This is a genomic window from Chitinophaga sp. XS-30 (assembly GCF_008086345.1).
Taxonomy (GTDB): domain Bacteria; phylum Bacteroidota; class Bacteroidia; order Chitinophagales; family Chitinophagaceae; genus Chitinophaga.
This window is the reverse complement of the sequence record NZ_CP043006.1, coordinates 4,999,847-5,017,132: the sequence shown is the minus strand read 5'-3', so window position 1 is coordinate 5,017,132 and position 17,286 is coordinate 4,999,847. Positions and strand designations below refer to the sequence as shown.

General features: G+C 53.2%; 13 protein-coding genes. 5 read left to right on the top strand and 8 right to left on the bottom strand.

Annotated features, from left to right (window positions below):
• The 4 genes from araD to FW415_RS20240 all read right to left on the bottom strand — a co-directional run bounded on the left by araD (position 1) and on the right by FW415_RS20240 (position 5,522).
• A complete protein-coding gene (araD, locus tag FW415_RS20255) occupies positions 1-702 on the bottom strand; it encodes an L-ribulose-5-phosphate 4-epimerase AraD (protein WP_148388662.1) in 702 nt (233 codons plus the stop codon).
• A complete protein-coding gene (locus FW415_RS20250) occupies positions 692-2,332 on the bottom strand; it encodes a ribulokinase (protein WP_148388660.1) in 1,641 nt (546 codons plus the stop codon). The genes araD and FW415_RS20250 overlap by 11 nt, the downstream gene beginning before the upstream one ends.
• Before the next feature lie 81 nt (positions 2,333-2,413).
• Positions 2,414-3,124 carry an NUDIX domain-containing protein gene (locus FW415_RS20245; protein ID WP_371417010.1) on the bottom strand — a complete coding sequence of 237 codons (711 nt, stop codon included), beginning with the start codon at positions 3,122-3,124 and terminating at the stop codon, positions 2,414-2,416.
• 31 nt (positions 3,125-3,155) lie between these two features.
• The gene (locus FW415_RS20240; RefSeq protein WP_148388657.1) at positions 3,156-5,522 is read right to left on the bottom strand and encodes a glycoside hydrolase family 127 protein; all 2,367 of its coding nucleotides are present in this window, start codon (positions 5,520-5,522) and stop codon (positions 3,156-3,158) included.
• Positions 5,523-5,823: 301 nt separating this feature from the next.
• Between FW415_RS20240 and FW415_RS20235 the strand changes: the two genes are divergently transcribed.
• Complete coding sequence (locus FW415_RS20235; protein WP_210420748.1) at positions 5,824-6,963, top strand: aldose epimerase family protein; 1,140 nt, start codon at positions 5,824-5,826, stop codon at positions 6,961-6,963.
• On the opposite strand, the gene FW415_RS20230 is transcribed toward FW415_RS20235, so the two are convergent.
• Positions 6,950-8,356 carry an APC family permease gene (locus FW415_RS20230; RefSeq protein ID WP_148388655.1) on the bottom strand — a complete coding sequence of 469 codons (1,407 nt, stop codon included), beginning with the start codon at positions 8,354-8,356 and terminating at the stop codon, positions 6,950-6,952. The two genes, FW415_RS20235 and FW415_RS20230, sit on opposite strands and share 14 nt — an antisense overlap.
• A 109-nt stretch (positions 8,357-8,465) precedes the next feature.
• Positions 8,466-9,359, bottom strand: a complete 894-nt coding sequence (locus tag FW415_RS20225; RefSeq protein ID WP_148388654.1) for an AraC family transcriptional regulator — start codon at positions 9,357-9,359, stop codon at positions 8,466-8,468.
• A gap of 228 nt (positions 9,360-9,587) precedes the next feature.
• On the opposite strand from FW415_RS20225, the gene FW415_RS20220 reads away from it, so the two are divergent.
• The 3 genes from FW415_RS20220 (at position 9,588) to FW415_RS20210 (ending at position 15,464) form a co-directional block, all read left to right on the top strand.
• Positions 9,588-11,948, top strand: a complete 2,361-nt coding sequence (locus FW415_RS20220) for a S9 family peptidase (protein ID WP_148388652.1) — start codon at positions 9,588-9,590, stop codon at positions 11,946-11,948.
• 113 nt (positions 11,949-12,061) lie between these two features.
• Positions 12,062-14,467, top strand: a complete 2,406-nt coding sequence (locus tag FW415_RS20215; protein WP_148388650.1) for a glycoside hydrolase family 127 protein — start codon at positions 12,062-12,064, stop codon at positions 14,465-14,467.
• A 49-nt stretch (positions 14,468-14,516) separates the two neighbouring features.
• On the top strand, positions 14,517-15,464 hold the full coding sequence (locus tag FW415_RS20210; protein WP_148388648.1) for a YihY/virulence factor BrkB family protein: 948 nt from the start codon (positions 14,517-14,519) through the stop codon (positions 15,462-15,464).
• Here FW415_RS20210 and FW415_RS20205 read toward each other — a convergent pair.
• The gene (locus FW415_RS20205; protein ID WP_148388647.1) at positions 15,459-16,205 is read right to left on the bottom strand and encodes a DeoR/GlpR family DNA-binding transcription regulator; all 747 of its coding nucleotides are present in this window, start codon (positions 16,203-16,205) and stop codon (positions 15,459-15,461) included. The genes FW415_RS20210 and FW415_RS20205 overlap by 6 nt on opposite strands.
• A 94-nt stretch (positions 16,206-16,299) precedes the next feature.
• On the opposite strand from FW415_RS20205, the gene FW415_RS20200 reads away from it, so the two are divergent.
• Positions 16,300-16,866, top strand: a complete 567-nt coding sequence (locus FW415_RS20200) for a 5'(3')-deoxyribonucleotidase (RefSeq protein WP_148388645.1) — start codon at positions 16,300-16,302, stop codon at positions 16,864-16,866.
• Here FW415_RS20200 and FW415_RS20195 read toward each other — a convergent pair.
• Positions 16,844-17,173 (bottom strand): hypothetical protein, encoded by a 330-nt coding sequence (locus FW415_RS20195; RefSeq protein ID WP_148388643.1) that lies wholly within the window; start codon positions 17,171-17,173, stop codon positions 16,844-16,846. The two genes, FW415_RS20200 and FW415_RS20195, sit on opposite strands and share 23 nt — an antisense overlap.
• Positions 17,174-17,286: the final 113 nt, after the last annotated feature.

Below are 17,286 nucleotides of genomic sequence, written 5' to 3'. Positions count from 1 at the left end.
CTATTGCCCGTAATAGGCATCGGGACCGTGCTTGCGTTCGAAGTGCTTTTTGATGAGGGCTTCTTTCAGCCTCGGCGCATCAAAGCGTATCTGTTGCGTGATGTAGGCCATCCGGGCAATGTTTTCCAGCACCGCGCTGTTGTACACGGCCTTGGCGGGAGTAGCGCCCCAGGTGAAGGGAGCGTGATTGCCCACCAGTATCATTTCCACTTCTTCATAATCCAGTCCTCTCTCTTTCAGTGCGTTCATGATCTGGAAACCCGTCTGGTATTCGTAGTTGCCTGCGATCATTTCGTCGCTCATGGGCGCTGCACAGGGAATGTCCGCCGTGGTATGGTCTGCATGCGTGGTGCCATACACCGGGATGTCCTTTTGCGTTTGCGCCCAGGCGGTGGCGTAGGTGGAATGCGTATGTACGATACCGTTAATTTTTTTCCAGTGTTTGTACAATACGGCGTGCGTTAATGTATCCGAAGAAGGGCGCAGGCTGCCGTCCACTGTTTTGCCATCGAAATCCACTATGACCATATCTTTTACGGACAGGTCCTTATAGGGAACGCCGCTGGGTTTGATGGCGAATACGCCCATGTCATGGTCCGCCGCGCTGACGTTGCCGAAGGTGAAGATCACAAGGTCCAGCTCCGGCAACTGCATATTGGCCTCGTAGGCAGCTGCTCTGATATGTTGATATTTATCGTGCATACATGGTCTGTTGTACGGTGAAATCTCCCAGTTCCTGGTACCGGCGGTAACGTTTTGCGTAGATGGCCGCATGAGCGGGAACGGGATGGTAAGTGCGGTCGAATCCCTGGCCCATGGCATCCATGGCATCTTCCACTTTAGTGTAAAGTCCCGCTGCGGTGGCGGCGAACATGGCAGCGCCCACGGCACAGGTCTGGTCTGTTTTGTGGATACGGATGGGCATGTTCATCACATCCGCCATCATTTGCATGATAGCCGGTGATTTACGGGCTACGCCGCCCATGCCTATCAGTCCGCGGACGGGGATGCCTTCCTGGTTGAACCGGTCAACAATGGCTTTGGCGCCGAAGCAGGTGGATTCCAGTATGGAGCGGAAAACTTTAGGCGCATCGCTGGCGAGGTCCAGCCCGGTGATGGCGCTTTTCAGCAGTTGATTGGCATCCGGTGTGCGGCGGCCGTTGAACCAGTCCAGCGAGAGGATGTCGTTTTCCTGCGGCGGGGCGGCTGTGGCCTTTTGTGTCAGTTCCGGTATCAGGCGGTCTATCAGTTCTTTACCCTGGGAAAAGTGCATTAAAGGCCAGCTCAGCAGATCGCGGAACCAGGCATAAGCATCCCCGAAGGCGCTTTGCCCCGCTTCCATGCCCATCATGCCGGGAATTACGGAGCCGGGTACCTGTCCGCAGATGCCTTTCACCAGTTTGCCCTTTACTTCTTCCAGCGGCGCTACCAGCATATCGCAGGTGGAAGTGCCCATCACCTTGCTGAGATGATAAGGTTCTATCTGACCGCCCACGGCGCCCATATGCGCATCAAAAGCCCCGGTGCCGATCACCACGCCGGTGGAAAGGCCAAGGCGCTCCGCCCATTCGGGGCAGAGATGGCCGGCCGCCTGGTCCGCCGGATAGGTTTGGGTGAACAGGCGGGAAGTATAACAATGCAGCAGCGGGTCCAGCGAAGTGAAGAACGCATCCGGGGGCAGCCCGTTGAATTCCGTTGCCCAGAGGGCTTTATGCCCCGCGCCGCAAACGCCGCGTTTCATATCTTTCACATGCCGCCCGCCGGTGAGCAGAAAAGGTATCCAGTCGCAATGCTCTACCCAGGAATGGCATTTGCCGCGCACCTGCTCATCCGCCCTTAACACATGCAGCAGTTTTGCCCAGAACCATTCAGAAGAATATATGCCGCCGACGAACTGCAGATAGTTGATATCGAATTTCTCCGCATGCGCATTGATCTCCGCCGCTTCTTTAACAGCCGTATGGTCTTTCCACAATACGAACATCGCGTTGGGATTCTGTTCAAAGCCGGGAAGCAATGCGAGGGGAGTGCCTGTTTCATCCACCGCTACCGGCGTGGAACCGGTAGTGTCCACTGAAATGGCGCGGATATTGGCGGCCACTGTTTTGCCTGCTTTTTCAAGGCAGCTGCGGATGGTGTTTTCCAGGCCTTCCATATAGTCCAGCGGATGCTGGCGGAACCGGCTTTGCGCTGCGTTGCAATACAGGCCGTCTCTCCAGCGGGGGTAATAATAAACCGCCGCTGCCACCTCCTCGCCGGTACGGGCATCAGCAATGATGGAACGGACTGAATCGGTGCCGTAATCCACCCCGATAACGTAGTTGTCTTTCATGTGGAATTTATGAGTGTCAATTTAACACTTAACTAAGGTAGCAAAAAAATTCATGATTTCTTTTTCCCCGGAAAAAAAATATCAGTTCAGGTTATTTGGATTGGGAATAAAATTCAGGAAAGCGTTGAATTTCGTCTGGTACTTCCGTTTGTCCAGTTTATAGTAAAAGGCCCCGCGTTTGGAGCTCAGCCGTTCTTTGTCCTTTTGCTTGACCAATAGTCCGGTTGACAATACTTTACGGGAGAAATTGCGTTTGTCCATCAGTGAGCCGTAAATACCTTCGTACAGGCTTTGCAGTTGCGGCAGGGTGAATTTTTCCGGCAGCATTTCAAATACGATGGGGTGGAAGGCGGCTTTGTAACGGAGTTTTTCCTTGGCCAGTTCCACCATGTCGCGGTGATCGAAGATGAGGGAGGGTATTTTTTTCAGCGGGAACCATTCGGAATGGAAATCGTTATCCAGCTGTTTTTTGTATTTATTGATGTCGATAAGGCTGGTATAGGTAACGGACACCGTACGTTCGATGGGGTCCCGCTCTACTTCACTGAAGGCGTGCAGTTGTTCCATGTACACATCTTCCAGACCGGTCAGCTCTTTGAGTACGCGCGCTGCGGCCTGTTCCAGTGTTTCCTTTGGCTGTACGAACCCGCCCATGAGGCTCCAGCGGCCTTTTTCCGGTTCGAATCCTCTCTTGATCAGCAGCAGTTTAAGGTCGGTGCCATCGAACCCGAAAATGATACAGTCTACTGCCAGCAGCATTTTGTTCTTTCCAGCGTATTGCGCTATTTTCACTTTTCTTCAGTTTTCTCGTGGTGAATATTGTTTACTCTCGGACTATCCGGCTGCCGTATAAAGGTCCCGCGCTTTGCTGTGATTTTGGAACGAATTTTATCACAACAGCGGACCTGCCTTTGGTCAGCTTTTCCGGAATTTTATAGCTAATATCGTAAAACTTGCTGGCTTTATACTTATTCAGATCTTCCGTAGCGATAGTTTGCCCATCTACCTGTATATCAAAGTTCCTGTCGCGGTTGTCCATGCCCCAATAGGTGCAGATGAGCGTATTCCCGCCGTCAGGCGCAACTTTCATGGTAAAGGAGAAGTACCCGCCGGGCCTGGCTATCCGCCATTTCCGCCCGTGGTCCTCCGCCGTGGAAGTTTTTTCCCCGGTGAATGCATGGTCCCGTTCAGGCTGCATTTCCCCTGTCCGCAGGATATCCACGGTACGGGCTTCCAGTTCCTTTTCCGCTTTTTTCCGGGCTTCATACACCTGTTGCTGTTCCGTCCAGGCGGCCGGTGTAAACACGTCCCAGTAAACGCTGTAGTACTGGTTCTTGGTATCATGGAAGGGCACCAGCTTCACATCCGATGGCCGGCCAACGGCAGCGGAGGTGAATTCCAGGGCCGGCCCTCCGGTACTTTTGATCCAGGCGGAAACATCCGGCTGGCCGGTCACGAACACCGGTACCCCGCTAACAGGGTCCGGCTCTTTTTCTCCCAGCACACCGGCCAGCAATACCGGCCCGTAGAATACCGCCTGCCGGGATGGATTGTCCGGCATGGCTTCCGTGTAGAGGCTAACGGGCAGGGTTAACCGTATTTCATCGTCCTGCTCCCAGGTGCGGTCTATTACAAGATAACCTTGTGCATCGGGCGTAACGGTCTGCTGTTGCCCGTTGACGGTCAGTTTTACACCGGTTTTTGCCCAGCGGGGCTGCCGGATGCGGATGGGGAAGGCGGCGGGCTTCCCGGCGGAAACCATGATCCGGATGTCTTCCGTGTCCGGCAGGGTGCTTTCCTGCCTGATCTGCACCCCTTTTTCTTTCCAGTCCAGCACGGAAGGAATAAAGAGATTGACGTAAAGGCTGCCGTCTTTCCCGCGGGAATAGATGCTCTCGCCGTATTTTACGTGATTTTCCATGCCGGTGCCCACGCAGCAGGTAAAGGAATGCCAGGGATTGCTGTAGTGCTTTGTTCCGCCCATCCGCAGCGGCACAAAATAGCAGACCATACCGGTTTCATGGTGCTGGGATGCCAGGATGTGATTGTACAGCGCCCTTTCATAATAATCCATATACTGCGCTTCAGGCTGCAGGGCGAAGAGATGCCGGGTCAGCTTCAGCATGTTATAGGTGTTGCAGGTTTCCGTCGTATTGTCCGTCAGCGTTTCGCTCAGCCGGCGGGCGGCGCCGAAGTATTCATAATTGCTGTTTCCGCCGGTCACATAAGAATGGTCCCGGGTTACGGTATTCCAGAAGAAATGCGCAATGTCCGCATCCTTTTGATCCAGGTTCAGCTGATACCGCCGTATGCCGCCGATCACTTTGGGTATCTGGGTATTGGAATGCTTCCCCGGCAATATATCGATCTGCGCCGCCAGTGAATCGAGGATGCGCTTGTCGTAGAATTTGTAGGACAGGTCCAGGTATTTTTTATTGCCCGTGATGGCGTAAGTGTTGACGAGCGCATCGCTCATGCCGCCGTATTCGCAGAACAGCATACGCTGCAGCTGATCGTCATCCAGGTCTTTAATGATATCCTGCGCCCAGTTGGCGATGCCTTCATTGACCACCAGCGCTTTGGGATTGTGACAGTACAGCCAGGCATCCAGCAGGCCGGCCATGATCTTGTGCACCGTGTACCATGGCGCCCAGGCGCCGTTCAGGTCGAAACCCCGGGTGCGGATATTCCCCGCCTTCACTTCCATCCACATACTGTCTTCATTTGGTATGGCGCCAACGTACCCTGTTTTGCGATGCTGCTGGCAAAGCTCCAGCTCATCCACAATATAAGTGACCCTGTTCAGGAAAGCTTCATCTCCCGTAGCGGCGTATTGCAGCGCGCAGGCGGATAGGTAATGGCCCAGGGAGTGCCCCGCCAGCCCGGAAGATTCCCAGCCGCCGTATTTCTCCGCTTTGGCGGCCAGCCCCGCATGCGTACGGAAATCGGACAGCAGGCGGTCCGGTTCAATCTGCAACAGGTATTTTGCTTCCGCCTGCATGGCGGTATAAAAAGGGCTTTCCAGCAAACGAACATCCCGGAGGTTAAAGGCATAAGCCCGGATATCCGCCTTCGGCGTTACCTTCATCCGGCTGTCTTTCCATTCCGGCAAATACGATTGCGCCATGCACAGGGCGCTCGTTCCAATGCAGGCAGCTGTCAGCAGGCATCGGATAACAGATGTTTTCATGCTATAAATGTTATGATACCTAAAACTAGTATGGATTTGGCGGTGCTGCTTTTCAATTCTTCGCCGATTGTGAACGGATATTGATAAATAGTTGCCGGGATGAAACCGGGCATAATATACATTTATCATACTGGACCATGTCAGTACGAGGTGCTGATATCGACAAATGAAATTATTAAATGTGCGGTTGACAATTTTAGCTAAATTGGGAAAATTTCAGGGGAATATTTAGCATTTTTTTTACCGGATTATTCCGGATATTTAGTGCTTAACCACGTTCACCCTTAAATCAAGGACTATCATGTTTATCAAACAAATTGCACTCATGACTATGATCACCGGCAGTCTTACCGCAACTTCCTGCAACAATCCTTCGGCGGAAAACAAAGGCGAAGACAGCACCGCCACAGCCGCCACCGCACCGCAACCCTACGGGAATGTGGACGGGCAGGAAGTGCTGCAATATACCCTGACCAATGCGAACGGCATTATTGTGAAAGTGCTGAACTACGGCGGTGTTATCACCGATATCATTACGCCGGACAAGGAAGGGAATATGGGCAACATCGTACTTTCCTACGAATCCCTTGACGGTTACCGGCAGAAAGGGAATCCCTACTTTGGCACACTGGTCGGCCGCTACGGCAACCGTATTGCCAAAGCCACGTTTAAAATTGACGGGGAAACTTATACGCTCGCGGCCAATAATAACGGCAACAGCCTGCACGGCGGATTGAAGGGTTTCGATAAAGTGGTATGGAAAGCCACACCGCAGCCGGGGGACAGCAGCCTGTTACTGGAATACACCAGCAAGGACGGCGAAGAAGGGTATCCCGGCAATCTGCAGGTGCAGGTCACTTACACCCTTACGGCAGACAATGCCCTGAAGATCGAATATGCCGCCACAACGGACAAGGCTACACCGGTGAACCTCACCCAGCATACCTACTTCAATCTTTCCGCAGGCAAGGATGCCACTATCCTGGACCATGTGCTGCAGCTGGAAGCACCGGAATATACGCCCGTAGACGATCTGCTGATCCCCACCGGCAAAGTTGCACCGGTGAAGAATACGCCCATGGATTTTACCTCGGCCAAGAAAGTAGGGCAGGACATCGGGAAAGTGGAAGGCGGTTACGATCATAACTGGGTATTCGCCAAGGAAGGATTTGCCACCGTTGGCTCACTGTATCATGAAGCCAGCGGAAGATATATGACCATGGCCACGTCGGAGCCTGCGGTACAATTCTATTCCGGCAACTTCCTGGATGGCTCGCTCACCGATACCCGCGATGGCGCCAAATATGTGCAGCATGCCGGCCTCTGCCTGGAAGCACAGCACTATCCTGATTCACCGAATCAGCCATCATTCCCCAATACCATCCTGAAACCGGGAGAGCGTTATACGCAGACTACCGTGTACACATTCAGCGTGAAGTAGTGGGCCTCTTTTTAGCCATCACTGCATAATATACCGGAATACCGGCCAGGGCGATGATCAGTCCGGGCCAGGTAAAACGGGGCTTGTAGAAGATCAGGAGAAGACAGAAGGCAAGTCCCATCAGGATATACATAACGGGTAAGACCGGATAGCCAAACGCTTTATAAGGGCGTTCGGCATCCGGTCTTTTTTTGCGCAGCACGAATATACCGGCGATGGTAAGCATGTAAAAGCCCACCACCACGAAAGAGATCATGTCCAGCAGATCGCCGTATTTGCCGCTGACGCTCCAGGCGCAGGCCACGAGGCATTGGATCCACAATGCAAAAGAAGGTACCGCAGCCTGGTTCAGCTGTCCCGCCCGGCGAAAGAAAAGGCCATCGTTCGCCATGGTGTAATATACCCTTGCCCCGGCGAGGATCAGGCCGTTATTGCAGCCGAAAGTAGAGATCATGATCATGGCGGCGATCAGCACGGTGCCGGCTTCGCCGAACATGGCCTGTGATGCGGCCACGGCGACCCTGTCTTTTTCCGCGGAGGCGATCTCCTGCAGCGGCAGTACGGCCATATAGGTAATGTTCGCCAGCAGGTAGAGCAGGGTAACGATCATGGTGCCAAGGAACAGGCTCATGCCGATGTTGCGCCTGGGATTGCGGATCTCTCCGGCAATGAAGGCCACGTTATGCCAGGAGTCGCTGCTGAAAATGGAGCCCACCATAGCCGCGGCAATGGCGCCCAGCGCACCGATCAGTGTATAGGAAGTAGCGGAAGATATGGGATGAAGGTGCCAGGGGGCCGTCCAGTTGGCCTGCCAGATATCCGGTTTCAGCAGCACCAGTCCGCAGACGATCAATGCAGCGAGACTGATGATCTTGATCAATGTTAAGGTAGTCTGTACCAGCTTGCCGCTTTTTATCCCGCGTGTATTGATGAACGTTAGCAGGAGGATGACCGCGATGGATAGCAGCTGCGCCCGGGAAACCTGCAGCCAGCCCAGGTCCAGCGCAACGATATCTTCGCTGAAGGCCGGTACGATATAAGCGGTGAACTTGGCAAAAGCTACCCCAACAGCGGCAATGGTGGCCGTCTGGATAACGGTGAAGAAACTCCAGCCGTAAACGAAAGCGGTAAGGGGATTGAATGCTTCTTTGAGATAGACATACTGGCCGCCTGCCCTGGGAAACATCCCGCTCAGCTCGCCATAGCTCAGCGCCGCCGTCAGCGTCATGAAACCGGTGATCAGCCACACAAGGAGCAGCCATCCGGCGCTGCCGGTAAGACGGGTGATATCTGCGCTGACAATGAATATTCCGGAGCCGATCATGCTGCCGGCCACGATCATGGTGGCGTCCAGCAGGCTCAGGGTTGGTTTGAAGGAAGAGGGTTGCTGCATAGAAAGAGAATAATTGATTAAAGCTAGGCAAGCATCCTTGCAAAGTCTTTTCAATTATTACCCGTTATTACGCATATTTTACAGCAAGGGGCATTTTGGCGCATGAGCCCTACAATGCAGTCTCCTGCTCGCCCACTTGTCCGAATTCCCGGATGTAGTCACGCGGGGATTTGCCGGTGATGGTCTTGAATACCCGGTTGAAATTGGCGATACTGTTGAAGCCGCAATGATAAGCCACGGTAGAGATGCTGTCAAACGTGCCATCCGCCAGCTTTTTGCAGGCTTCGTTGATGCGCACTTCATTCAGGAACGATATGAAGGTCAGCCTTGTATGTTTCTTGAAATAACGGCAGAAGGCCTGGGCGGACATGTTCGCATGCTGCGCAATATCTTCCAGTTTGATATCTGAATCGTAATGCTGCATGATATAATCATAGATATAACCGATGCGGATACCTTCCTGTTCGTTGATGGATAACAGCCGGGAGCCGGAGATCAGTGGCTGTGGCTCTTCCATGTTCTGGAAATAATGCAGCAGGTCAATAAAATGGATCACCTGCTTTGCGCCCCTGTGCTGTTCGATCTGCAACATGCGGGCGGAGATCTCCTCCCGTTGCGCATCCGGTATCCGGAAGCCGTCTTTGCATTTTTGCAGGAATGCCTTGATCTTTTTCAGTTCCGCCAGTTCAAATACAGGCCCGAGCTTCCCGTGCGGATTAAAGAAAATGGTCAGGGCATGTATATTTTCCTGGCTGCCCGGTATGGCATCCGAAAGATCGCTTTTGAAAACATGCGGCTGATTGCCTCCGATCCAGAAGATATCATCTTCACGGAACGTATGCATATTGTTGCCCACCACTAATGTGCCTTTCCCTTTCATTACCCAGGTCAGCTGTATCTCCTCATGGCGGTGCAGCCAGGAATAGAACTGCGGCAATACGTCATGCTGCGTAATGATGGCTTTGTCGTGCGCAACCGGTATGGTAAACTGTAGCACTTTCATCTGTGGAGCGGTTATTTGGTGATAAAACGAATAGTCGGCAAGATCGCTGTAAAGGCTGTAAAATAAACTCCGATATACTGGCATGCCGAAGTTAAGAAAATCCGTTTATTTAATGGTCACATTGACACTTTAATTTTCCGTACCGATAAAATCAGCAGATAGAAAGTTAAAATGTGTAAAGCAAATCAAATGAAAAAAAATGACTTTGCAGCATATAAACTGTATGGTATGATCTACAGACGGATAATCATCCTTTTTTTGCTGCTGACGGCGGGATTTTCCGCTTTGGCGCAGGAGCCATGGAATCCCTCGCGGGAAGAGGTGCTGGAGCGTTACCGCCGCGCCGCCGTGATGGAGGAAGCTGTCAGGAACACGGTGTTCAGCGCCGCTGTGCAACCGCATTGGCAGGCGGATGGCAGCAGTTTCTGGTATCGCAATGTGCTGAAAGATTCAGTCATGGAATACATCTATGTACAACCTTCAGCCGGCCGCAGAGGCCCGGCATTTGATCACGCAAGGATGGCGGAAGCGCTGGGCAGGGCAAGCGGCAGGGAAATGGACAGCAGGCGGCTTTCCATACAACGCATGGAGTTTGCGAAGAACAGCGTAAAGCTGCAGACGGACGGTAAATGTTATCGTTGCGATCTGGCAAATTATACCTGTGCGCCGGCCGATTCTTTCCCGGCTGCGGGGAACTTCCGTGGCCGCTATGGCAGGAGCCGCTGGCGGGGATTTTCCACCGACCGTACTTCCCCGGATAAAAAATGGATGGCTTTTATAAAGGACGGCAATGTGTTCATCCGGCCGGCCGGAGAAGATGTTTCGATCAATAGTGCAGCATCGTCCGCCGGAGGGAATGTTTCGATCAATAATGCGGCGCCTTCCGCCGGAGGGCCGGCAGATAAAGGAACGGCGGCCGTGCAATACACCAGCAACGGCACGCCGGAAAAGCCTTACGGCGCACTGGCCTGGTCGCCGGACAGCCGGTATGTGGTGGGGTATCATATCAACCCGGTGGAGGATTCCGCCGTGTATTACATTCTCACAAGTCAGGACGGCACCCGCGGGCAATTGCGCTCCCATCCTTACAAACAGCCCGGAGACCCGTTCTCCACCTACGAAATGTATATTTTTCCCGTTGACCGGCAGGATGCCCTGAAAGTAGATACGGATGTCATCGATTTCTTTGACGCGCCTTACCTGCACTGGCGGGAAAAAGACGCCCGCTATTTCACTTATGAGAAAGTGGACCGGGGCCATCAGCGTTTCCGGATCATTGAAGTGGATACGGAGACCGCCACCGCCAAAACTTTGCTGGACGAGCAGACGAATACATTCATTTATGAATCCCGCATCTTTACGGAATACCTGCCCGCCACCAATGAGATCATCTGGACCTCCGAGAAGGACGGCTGGCGGCACCTCTACCTGGTGGACGGCATCACCGGAGCCATAAAGCACCCCATCACCAAAGGTCCCTGGGTAGTGCGGCAGATCGACAGCGTGGATGCAAAAAAACGGGAAATATGGTTCAGGGCCAGCGGCATGCATGCAGGGGAAGACCCTTATTTCCTGCATTACTACCGCATTGGCTTTGACGGGAAGGACCTGGTGGAACTGACTCCCGAAAAGGGGCATCATACCGCTGTTTTTTCACCGGATAAAAAGTATTATATCGATACCTATTCACAAGTGGATGTACCTCCTGTGACCACGCTGCGCAGCACCCGCAGCGGCAAAAAGATCATGGAGCTGGAAAAAGCGGACGCCACGGCGTTTTTTGCCACCGGCATGCGGCCTGTGGAGAGCTTTACCGCCAAGGGGCGCGATGGGAAAACGGATATATGGGGCATCGTTTGCAGGCCCTCGGATTTTGATCCCGCCAAACGTTACCCCGTGATCGAAAATATTTATGCGGGGCCGCAGGATGCATTTGTGCCCAAGAGCTTCATGGGCAGTTTCAGCGAAATGCAGAGCATGGCCGAGCTGGGCTTCATCGTGGTGCAGATAGATGGCATGGGCACGGCCAACCGCTCCAAGGCTTTTCATGATGTTTGCTGGAAGAACCTGGCGGATGCCGGGTTCCCGGACAGGATATTGTGGATCAGGGCGCTGGCGGAAAAATATCCTTATGTGGATACTACCCGCGTGGGGCTCTACGGCACCTCCGCAGGTGGACAGAACGCGCTGGGGGGACTGCTCTTTCATCCTGATTTTTATAAAGCCGCCGTTTCCTCCTGCGGCTGCCACGATAACCGGGTGGACAAGCAGTGGTGGAACGAGCAGTGGATGGGCTACCCCCTTGGCAAACACTATGAGGAGCAGTCCAACGTCACTAATGCGGACAAACTGCGCGGGGACCTCCTGCTCATTGTGGGCGAGGCCGATACCAATGTTCCGCCCGAATCTACTTACCGCGTGATCAACGCACTGATCAGGGCGGGGAAATCGTTCGACTTTTTGCCTGTTCCCGGTTTGGGGCATAGCGATGGCGGGCCCTACGGCCGGCTGAAAAAACGGGATTTCTTCGTGAAGCACCTGCTGGGGGTGGACCCGCCGGACAGGAATAATGCGGAAAATAAATTGTAGTATTGACATTTATTCGTTATGAAACCGGCATGATTAAAATTATCATTAAATAGACAGGGGAATGATCATTTTAATCATCAAAGGCCCCATCTGACCCGTAAAAATATGAACAGATGAAAAAGATATTATCAACCTTGTTTTCCTGCTGCTGCATCGCTGTATATGCGCAGGACATACCGCTTCGGCCGGATTATCCCATACAGCCTGTTGCCTTCACGCAGGTGCAGGTGAATGACGGGTTCTGGGCGCCGAAAATAAAAGTGAATGCAGAAGTGACCATTCCCTACACCCTGGAGCAATGCCGCAATACCGGCAGGATCGATAATTTCCTGCGCGCGGCGGGGAAGATGCCCGGGGACAAGTTCACCGAATTCACTTTTGATGATACGGATATCTACAAGATCATCGAAGGTGCATCCTATGGTCTGCAGGTGCAGAAAAACCCGGAACTGGAAAGTTACCTGGATACGCTGATCGCCTATATCGGCGCAGCCCAGGAGCCGGACGGCTACCTGTATACCTTCCGCACCATGAACGCTCCGAAGCCGCATCCCTGGGTAGGCGCGAAACGCTGGGAGAAGGAAGAAGACCTCAGCCACGAACTCTATAATTCCGGCCACCTCTTCGAAGCTGCGGTAGCGCACTATCAGGCAACCGGGAAAAGGAATCTGCTGGATATTGCGATAAAGAATGCAGACCTGCTGGTGAGGGATTTCGGTTTCGGGAAAGAAGAGCGTTTCCCCGGCCACCAGATCATCGAGACGGGCCTCACGCGTTTATACCGTGTTACCGGCAACCGGCAATACCTTGAGCTGGCACAGTTCTTCCTGGACGTTCGTGGTCCGGGTAAACCGGACAGCAAAGAATACAACCAGGCCCACAAGAAGGTAACGGAGCAGCATGAGGCCGTAGGCCATGCCGTACGCGCCACGTACATGTACACCGGCATGGCGGATGTTGCGGCGCTGACCGGCAACAGCGACTACCTGAAAGCGATTGACGATATCTGGCATGATGTGGTGGAGAAAAAGCTGTACATCACCGGCGGCATCGGCGCCACCGGGGCAGGCGAAGCCTTCGGGAAACCCTACCAGCTGCCGAATATGAGCGCCTATGCGGAAACCTGCGCATCCATTGCCAATGTGTACTGGAACAGCCGCATGTTCCTGCTGCACGGGGACGCAAAATATATCGATGTGCTGGAACGTACGCTGTATAATGGTCTGCTCTCCGGTGTGTCCCTGAGCGGCGATCGTTTCTTTTATCCTAATCCGCTTGCATCCATGGGGCAGCATCAGCGCAGCGCCTGGTTCGGATGCGCCTGCTGCATTTCCAACATGACGCGCTTTCTCCCATCCATGCCGGGATACATCTATGCGCAGGACAAAAATGATCTCTACATCAATCTGTTTGCCGGTAACACAGCGAAGATCGTGTTGCCCGCAACGGCGGTCAGTATTACCCAGCAAACGGACTACCCCTGGGATGGCCGGAACGAGATCATCATCGATCCCGCAAAAACGGCCGCCTTCACCCTGCGCATCCGCATCCCCGGATGGGCGCAGCAGGAACCCGTGCCGGGCGGTCTGTATCATATGCAGGGAACAACAGCCGCGCCGGTATCCATCCAGCTGAATGGCAAGCCCTATACTTTCAGCACGGAAAAAGGATACGCTGTGCTGAAGCGTACCTGGAAGAAAGGGGACAGGATCGTGCTGACCCTGCCGATGGCCCCCCGCAAAATACTGGCGGACGAAAAAGTGGAAGATGACCGCTTCCGTTTTGCCTTGCAGCGCGGCCCGCTGATGTACTGCCTGGAAGGTGCGGATAATCTGGACAGTGCGGTGCATAATATTGTGGTGGACCAGCAGGCTGCCGTAAACGTTGTGCAGCGCCCGGATATGCTCAATGGTATAACCGTGCTGCAGATGGACGGAACATCCACGAAACGGCAGCTGAATAGCGATGAGCTGATCTATTCCCGCCAGCAGGTGACCGCGATCCCGTATTACGCCTGGGCCAACCGCGGCCCCGGTGATATGACCGTCTGGATACCCTATGAAGCCTCGGCCGCAAAGCCGCAACCCGCACCTACCATCGCTTCCAAAAGCAGGGTAAGCGCATCACTCCGCAATGCCCGCACCCTCAAAGCCCTGAATGACCAGTACGAGCCAAAGGACGCAAAGGACAATAATGCGCCGTACCTGCACTGGTGGCCAAAGAAAAATTCCCTGGAATGGGTGCAATATGATTTCGACCAGCCTTATACCGTCTCCGAATCCAGCGTTTACTGGTATGACGATGGCCCCTGGGGTGGCTGCCGCATTCCCGCCGGCTGGAAGCTGTTCTACAAAAAGGACGGTGCCTGGCTGCCGGTGAAAACGATCGGGGATTATACCATTGCCAAAGACCGCTACAACACCGTTCGTTTTGAACCGGTGGAAACAACTGCCCTGAAAATGGAGATACAGCAGTCTGTCGATCATGCTGCGGGTCTGCATGAATGGACCGTGAAGTAGGGGGACCGGAAGCAGATCGTTCCGGCCGGGTTTTTGTGTTCTTCCCGGTATGAGACCATTACGTATCAAACGTTGGTGGAGCCTGTTCAAATGTGCTGCGCTCGATTTTATGGATGACAGGGTGTTGAAGCTGAGCGCCTCCCTGGCGTATTCCACTATTTTTTCCATTGCGCCGATGCTCATCATTGCGCTTTATACCAGTGATATCCTCCTTGGACCGGATGCATTGGAAGGTAAATTGTACGAGCAGCTGGAAGGAATGATAGGCAGCTCCGCCGCCGCGCAGGTACAGGAGATCGTGAGGAATACCACCCTTTCATCCGATTTCGGATGGTCAACCATTATCGGCGTGATTACACTAGTGATCGGCGCAACCGGGGTATTCACCGAGATACAAAGCTCCATCAATTTTATCTGGCGCCTCAAAATAAAACCCAACAAAGGCAAAGGACTGATCAAGATATTGCTGACCCGCTTGCTGTCCTTTTCCATGGTGATCAGCCTTGGTTTTGTGCTGGTGGTATCGTTAGTATTACACGGGCTGATAGAGTTATTGCTGGCCAGGCTGACGGCTATTTTCCCCGAGATCACGGTGGTAGCGGTATATATCATCAACCTGGTCGTTACTTTCGCGACCATTGCCGTGCTGTTCGCCGTCATATTTAAGGTATTGCCTGATGCGCGCATCCAGTGGCGGCATGTTTGGGTAGGGGCGATGACAACGGCTGTGCTGTTCATGATCGGCAAATTCGGCATCGGCCTGTATCTTGGCAACAGCTCCATCGGCAGCACTTATGGCGCGGCCGGGTCTATTGTGATCCTCTTGTTGTGGGTATATTATTCTGCGGCTATCCTGTATTTCGGGGCGGAGTTCACGAGGCAGTACGTGCAGCAGAAAGGGGAGCGTATCTACCCGAATGACTATGCGGTATGGGTAGAACAGGTAGAAATGGAATCCGAAGGTAATCTGCCGGAGAAAAAAACGTTGCCCTCATAATACCTGCAGGCCCATTTGCCGGTAGGGGATAAAAATGTCATCCTCCGGTTGGTCGGTTACAATGGTATCGATATCCGTGATCTCGCAAATCTTGAAATGTTCCGCAGTACCCATCTTGTCGCTCGTTGCCAGCGCAATGACCCTGCTGGAAGCGGCTACAATAGTGGATTTTACTGCTGTTTCCTCCAGGTCCGGCCCTGTAACGCCAACGGCTGTATGTAAACTGCAAACACCGAGAAAAGACAGGTCCGCCCGTACGCGCTGGAACATCCGGATCGGTTCTATGCCCACCACCGTCTGCGAATCCTTCACGATCCTGCCGCCCGCAAAGATCACTTCCACTGCCGGATGCTCCATCAGCTGCATCACGATGGGGGCACTGTTGGTAATGACCCTTAGCTGAAGGTTTAGCGGGAAAAGTTTGGCGAGCGAAAGGGTGGAGGTGCCGCCGTCCAGGATGATCGTTTGCCCGTTCTCTATGAGGGACAGGGCTTTCCGTGCGATGGTCTTTTTATCGTCTTCATGGAAAACGATCCTTTCCTTGAAGGAATAGGGATTGGGGGAATGGGGGATCGCCCCGCCCCGCACTTTTATCAGCAGGCCATTCTGCGCCAAGGATTCCAGGTCCCGCCGCACCGTATCCTCCGACACACGGAGGTCGTTGCTCAGCTCTGCTTGCAGCACCTTCTGGTCTGTGCGTAACTTCTTCAGTATATAATCCAGCCGCTCTTCCTTTAACATAATTTGCTGTTTTATGCAATATTATGTAAAATTTTGCGGCTTTTAACATGGAAGTTTGATGAATATTGCATAATTTTGCATCAAATAGCAGAATATGGCAAGAATTGTAATAGACATGGATGGCGTAATGGCGGATTTGACGCAGCATTATATCAACTGGTATGCGGAGCGTACCGGTGAGCGGATCAGCCCGGAAGCGCTGATCGGGGTACCCGAAACCCAGGGTTTCCCGCAGGAAGGCATCGTGCCGCAGTTCCTGCATACGCCGGGGTTCTTCCGCACCGCTCCCGTAATGCCGGGCAGCCAGGAGGTGATCAGGAAGCTGATGGAACAGCATGAGGTGTTCATTGTGTCCGCTGCGGTCGAATTTCCACAGTCCTTATCCGAAAAGATCGAATGGCTGAATGAGCATTTCCCCTTCATCAGCTGGAAACACATGGTGTTCTGCGGCCTGAAAACGATCGTGGAAGCGGATTATATGATCGATGATTACGACAAGAACCTGCGGTTCTTCAAGGGAAAGCCGCTGCTTTTCAGCGCCCCGCATAATGTAGGGCATGAGTTGTATAAGGATTACAAGCGCATGGATACCTGGCACGATGTGGCCGATTATTTTGCGGCCATTGAAGAGCCGGTGGTCATGCATCAGGCCGCTTCATAGTGCACGATGGATATGCCCGGGCTGTATCTCCACCATGAACGTCTCCGTATCTTTCTGCAGCAGGAGCCGAAAGCGTCCAGCAATGCGAGTGGCGTGTGGTGTAGATGATCGCCGCGGCATGAATGTTCGGATTCCTGATATCCGACACCAGTATTTCGAACTGATAATTGTCAAAAGGAATAGATTGCCCGAGTGCATTGCTTGCACCGGGTATTTTTTTTGGAAAATACAGCCGCGGTATCAGCACAAAATAGCTCACATAAAAGAAGCCCGGCAGCAACAGGTAGGTGAAGAAATCCCGTTGCATCTTTGGCCATATGCTTGTCCGTAGTGGCTAATGCTCCCTATACGGGAGACAAGGCGTTGATTGCCGCAACGGCATATGCCGGAAAAAATGAAGAAAAATTTGCGTAGTTAAGT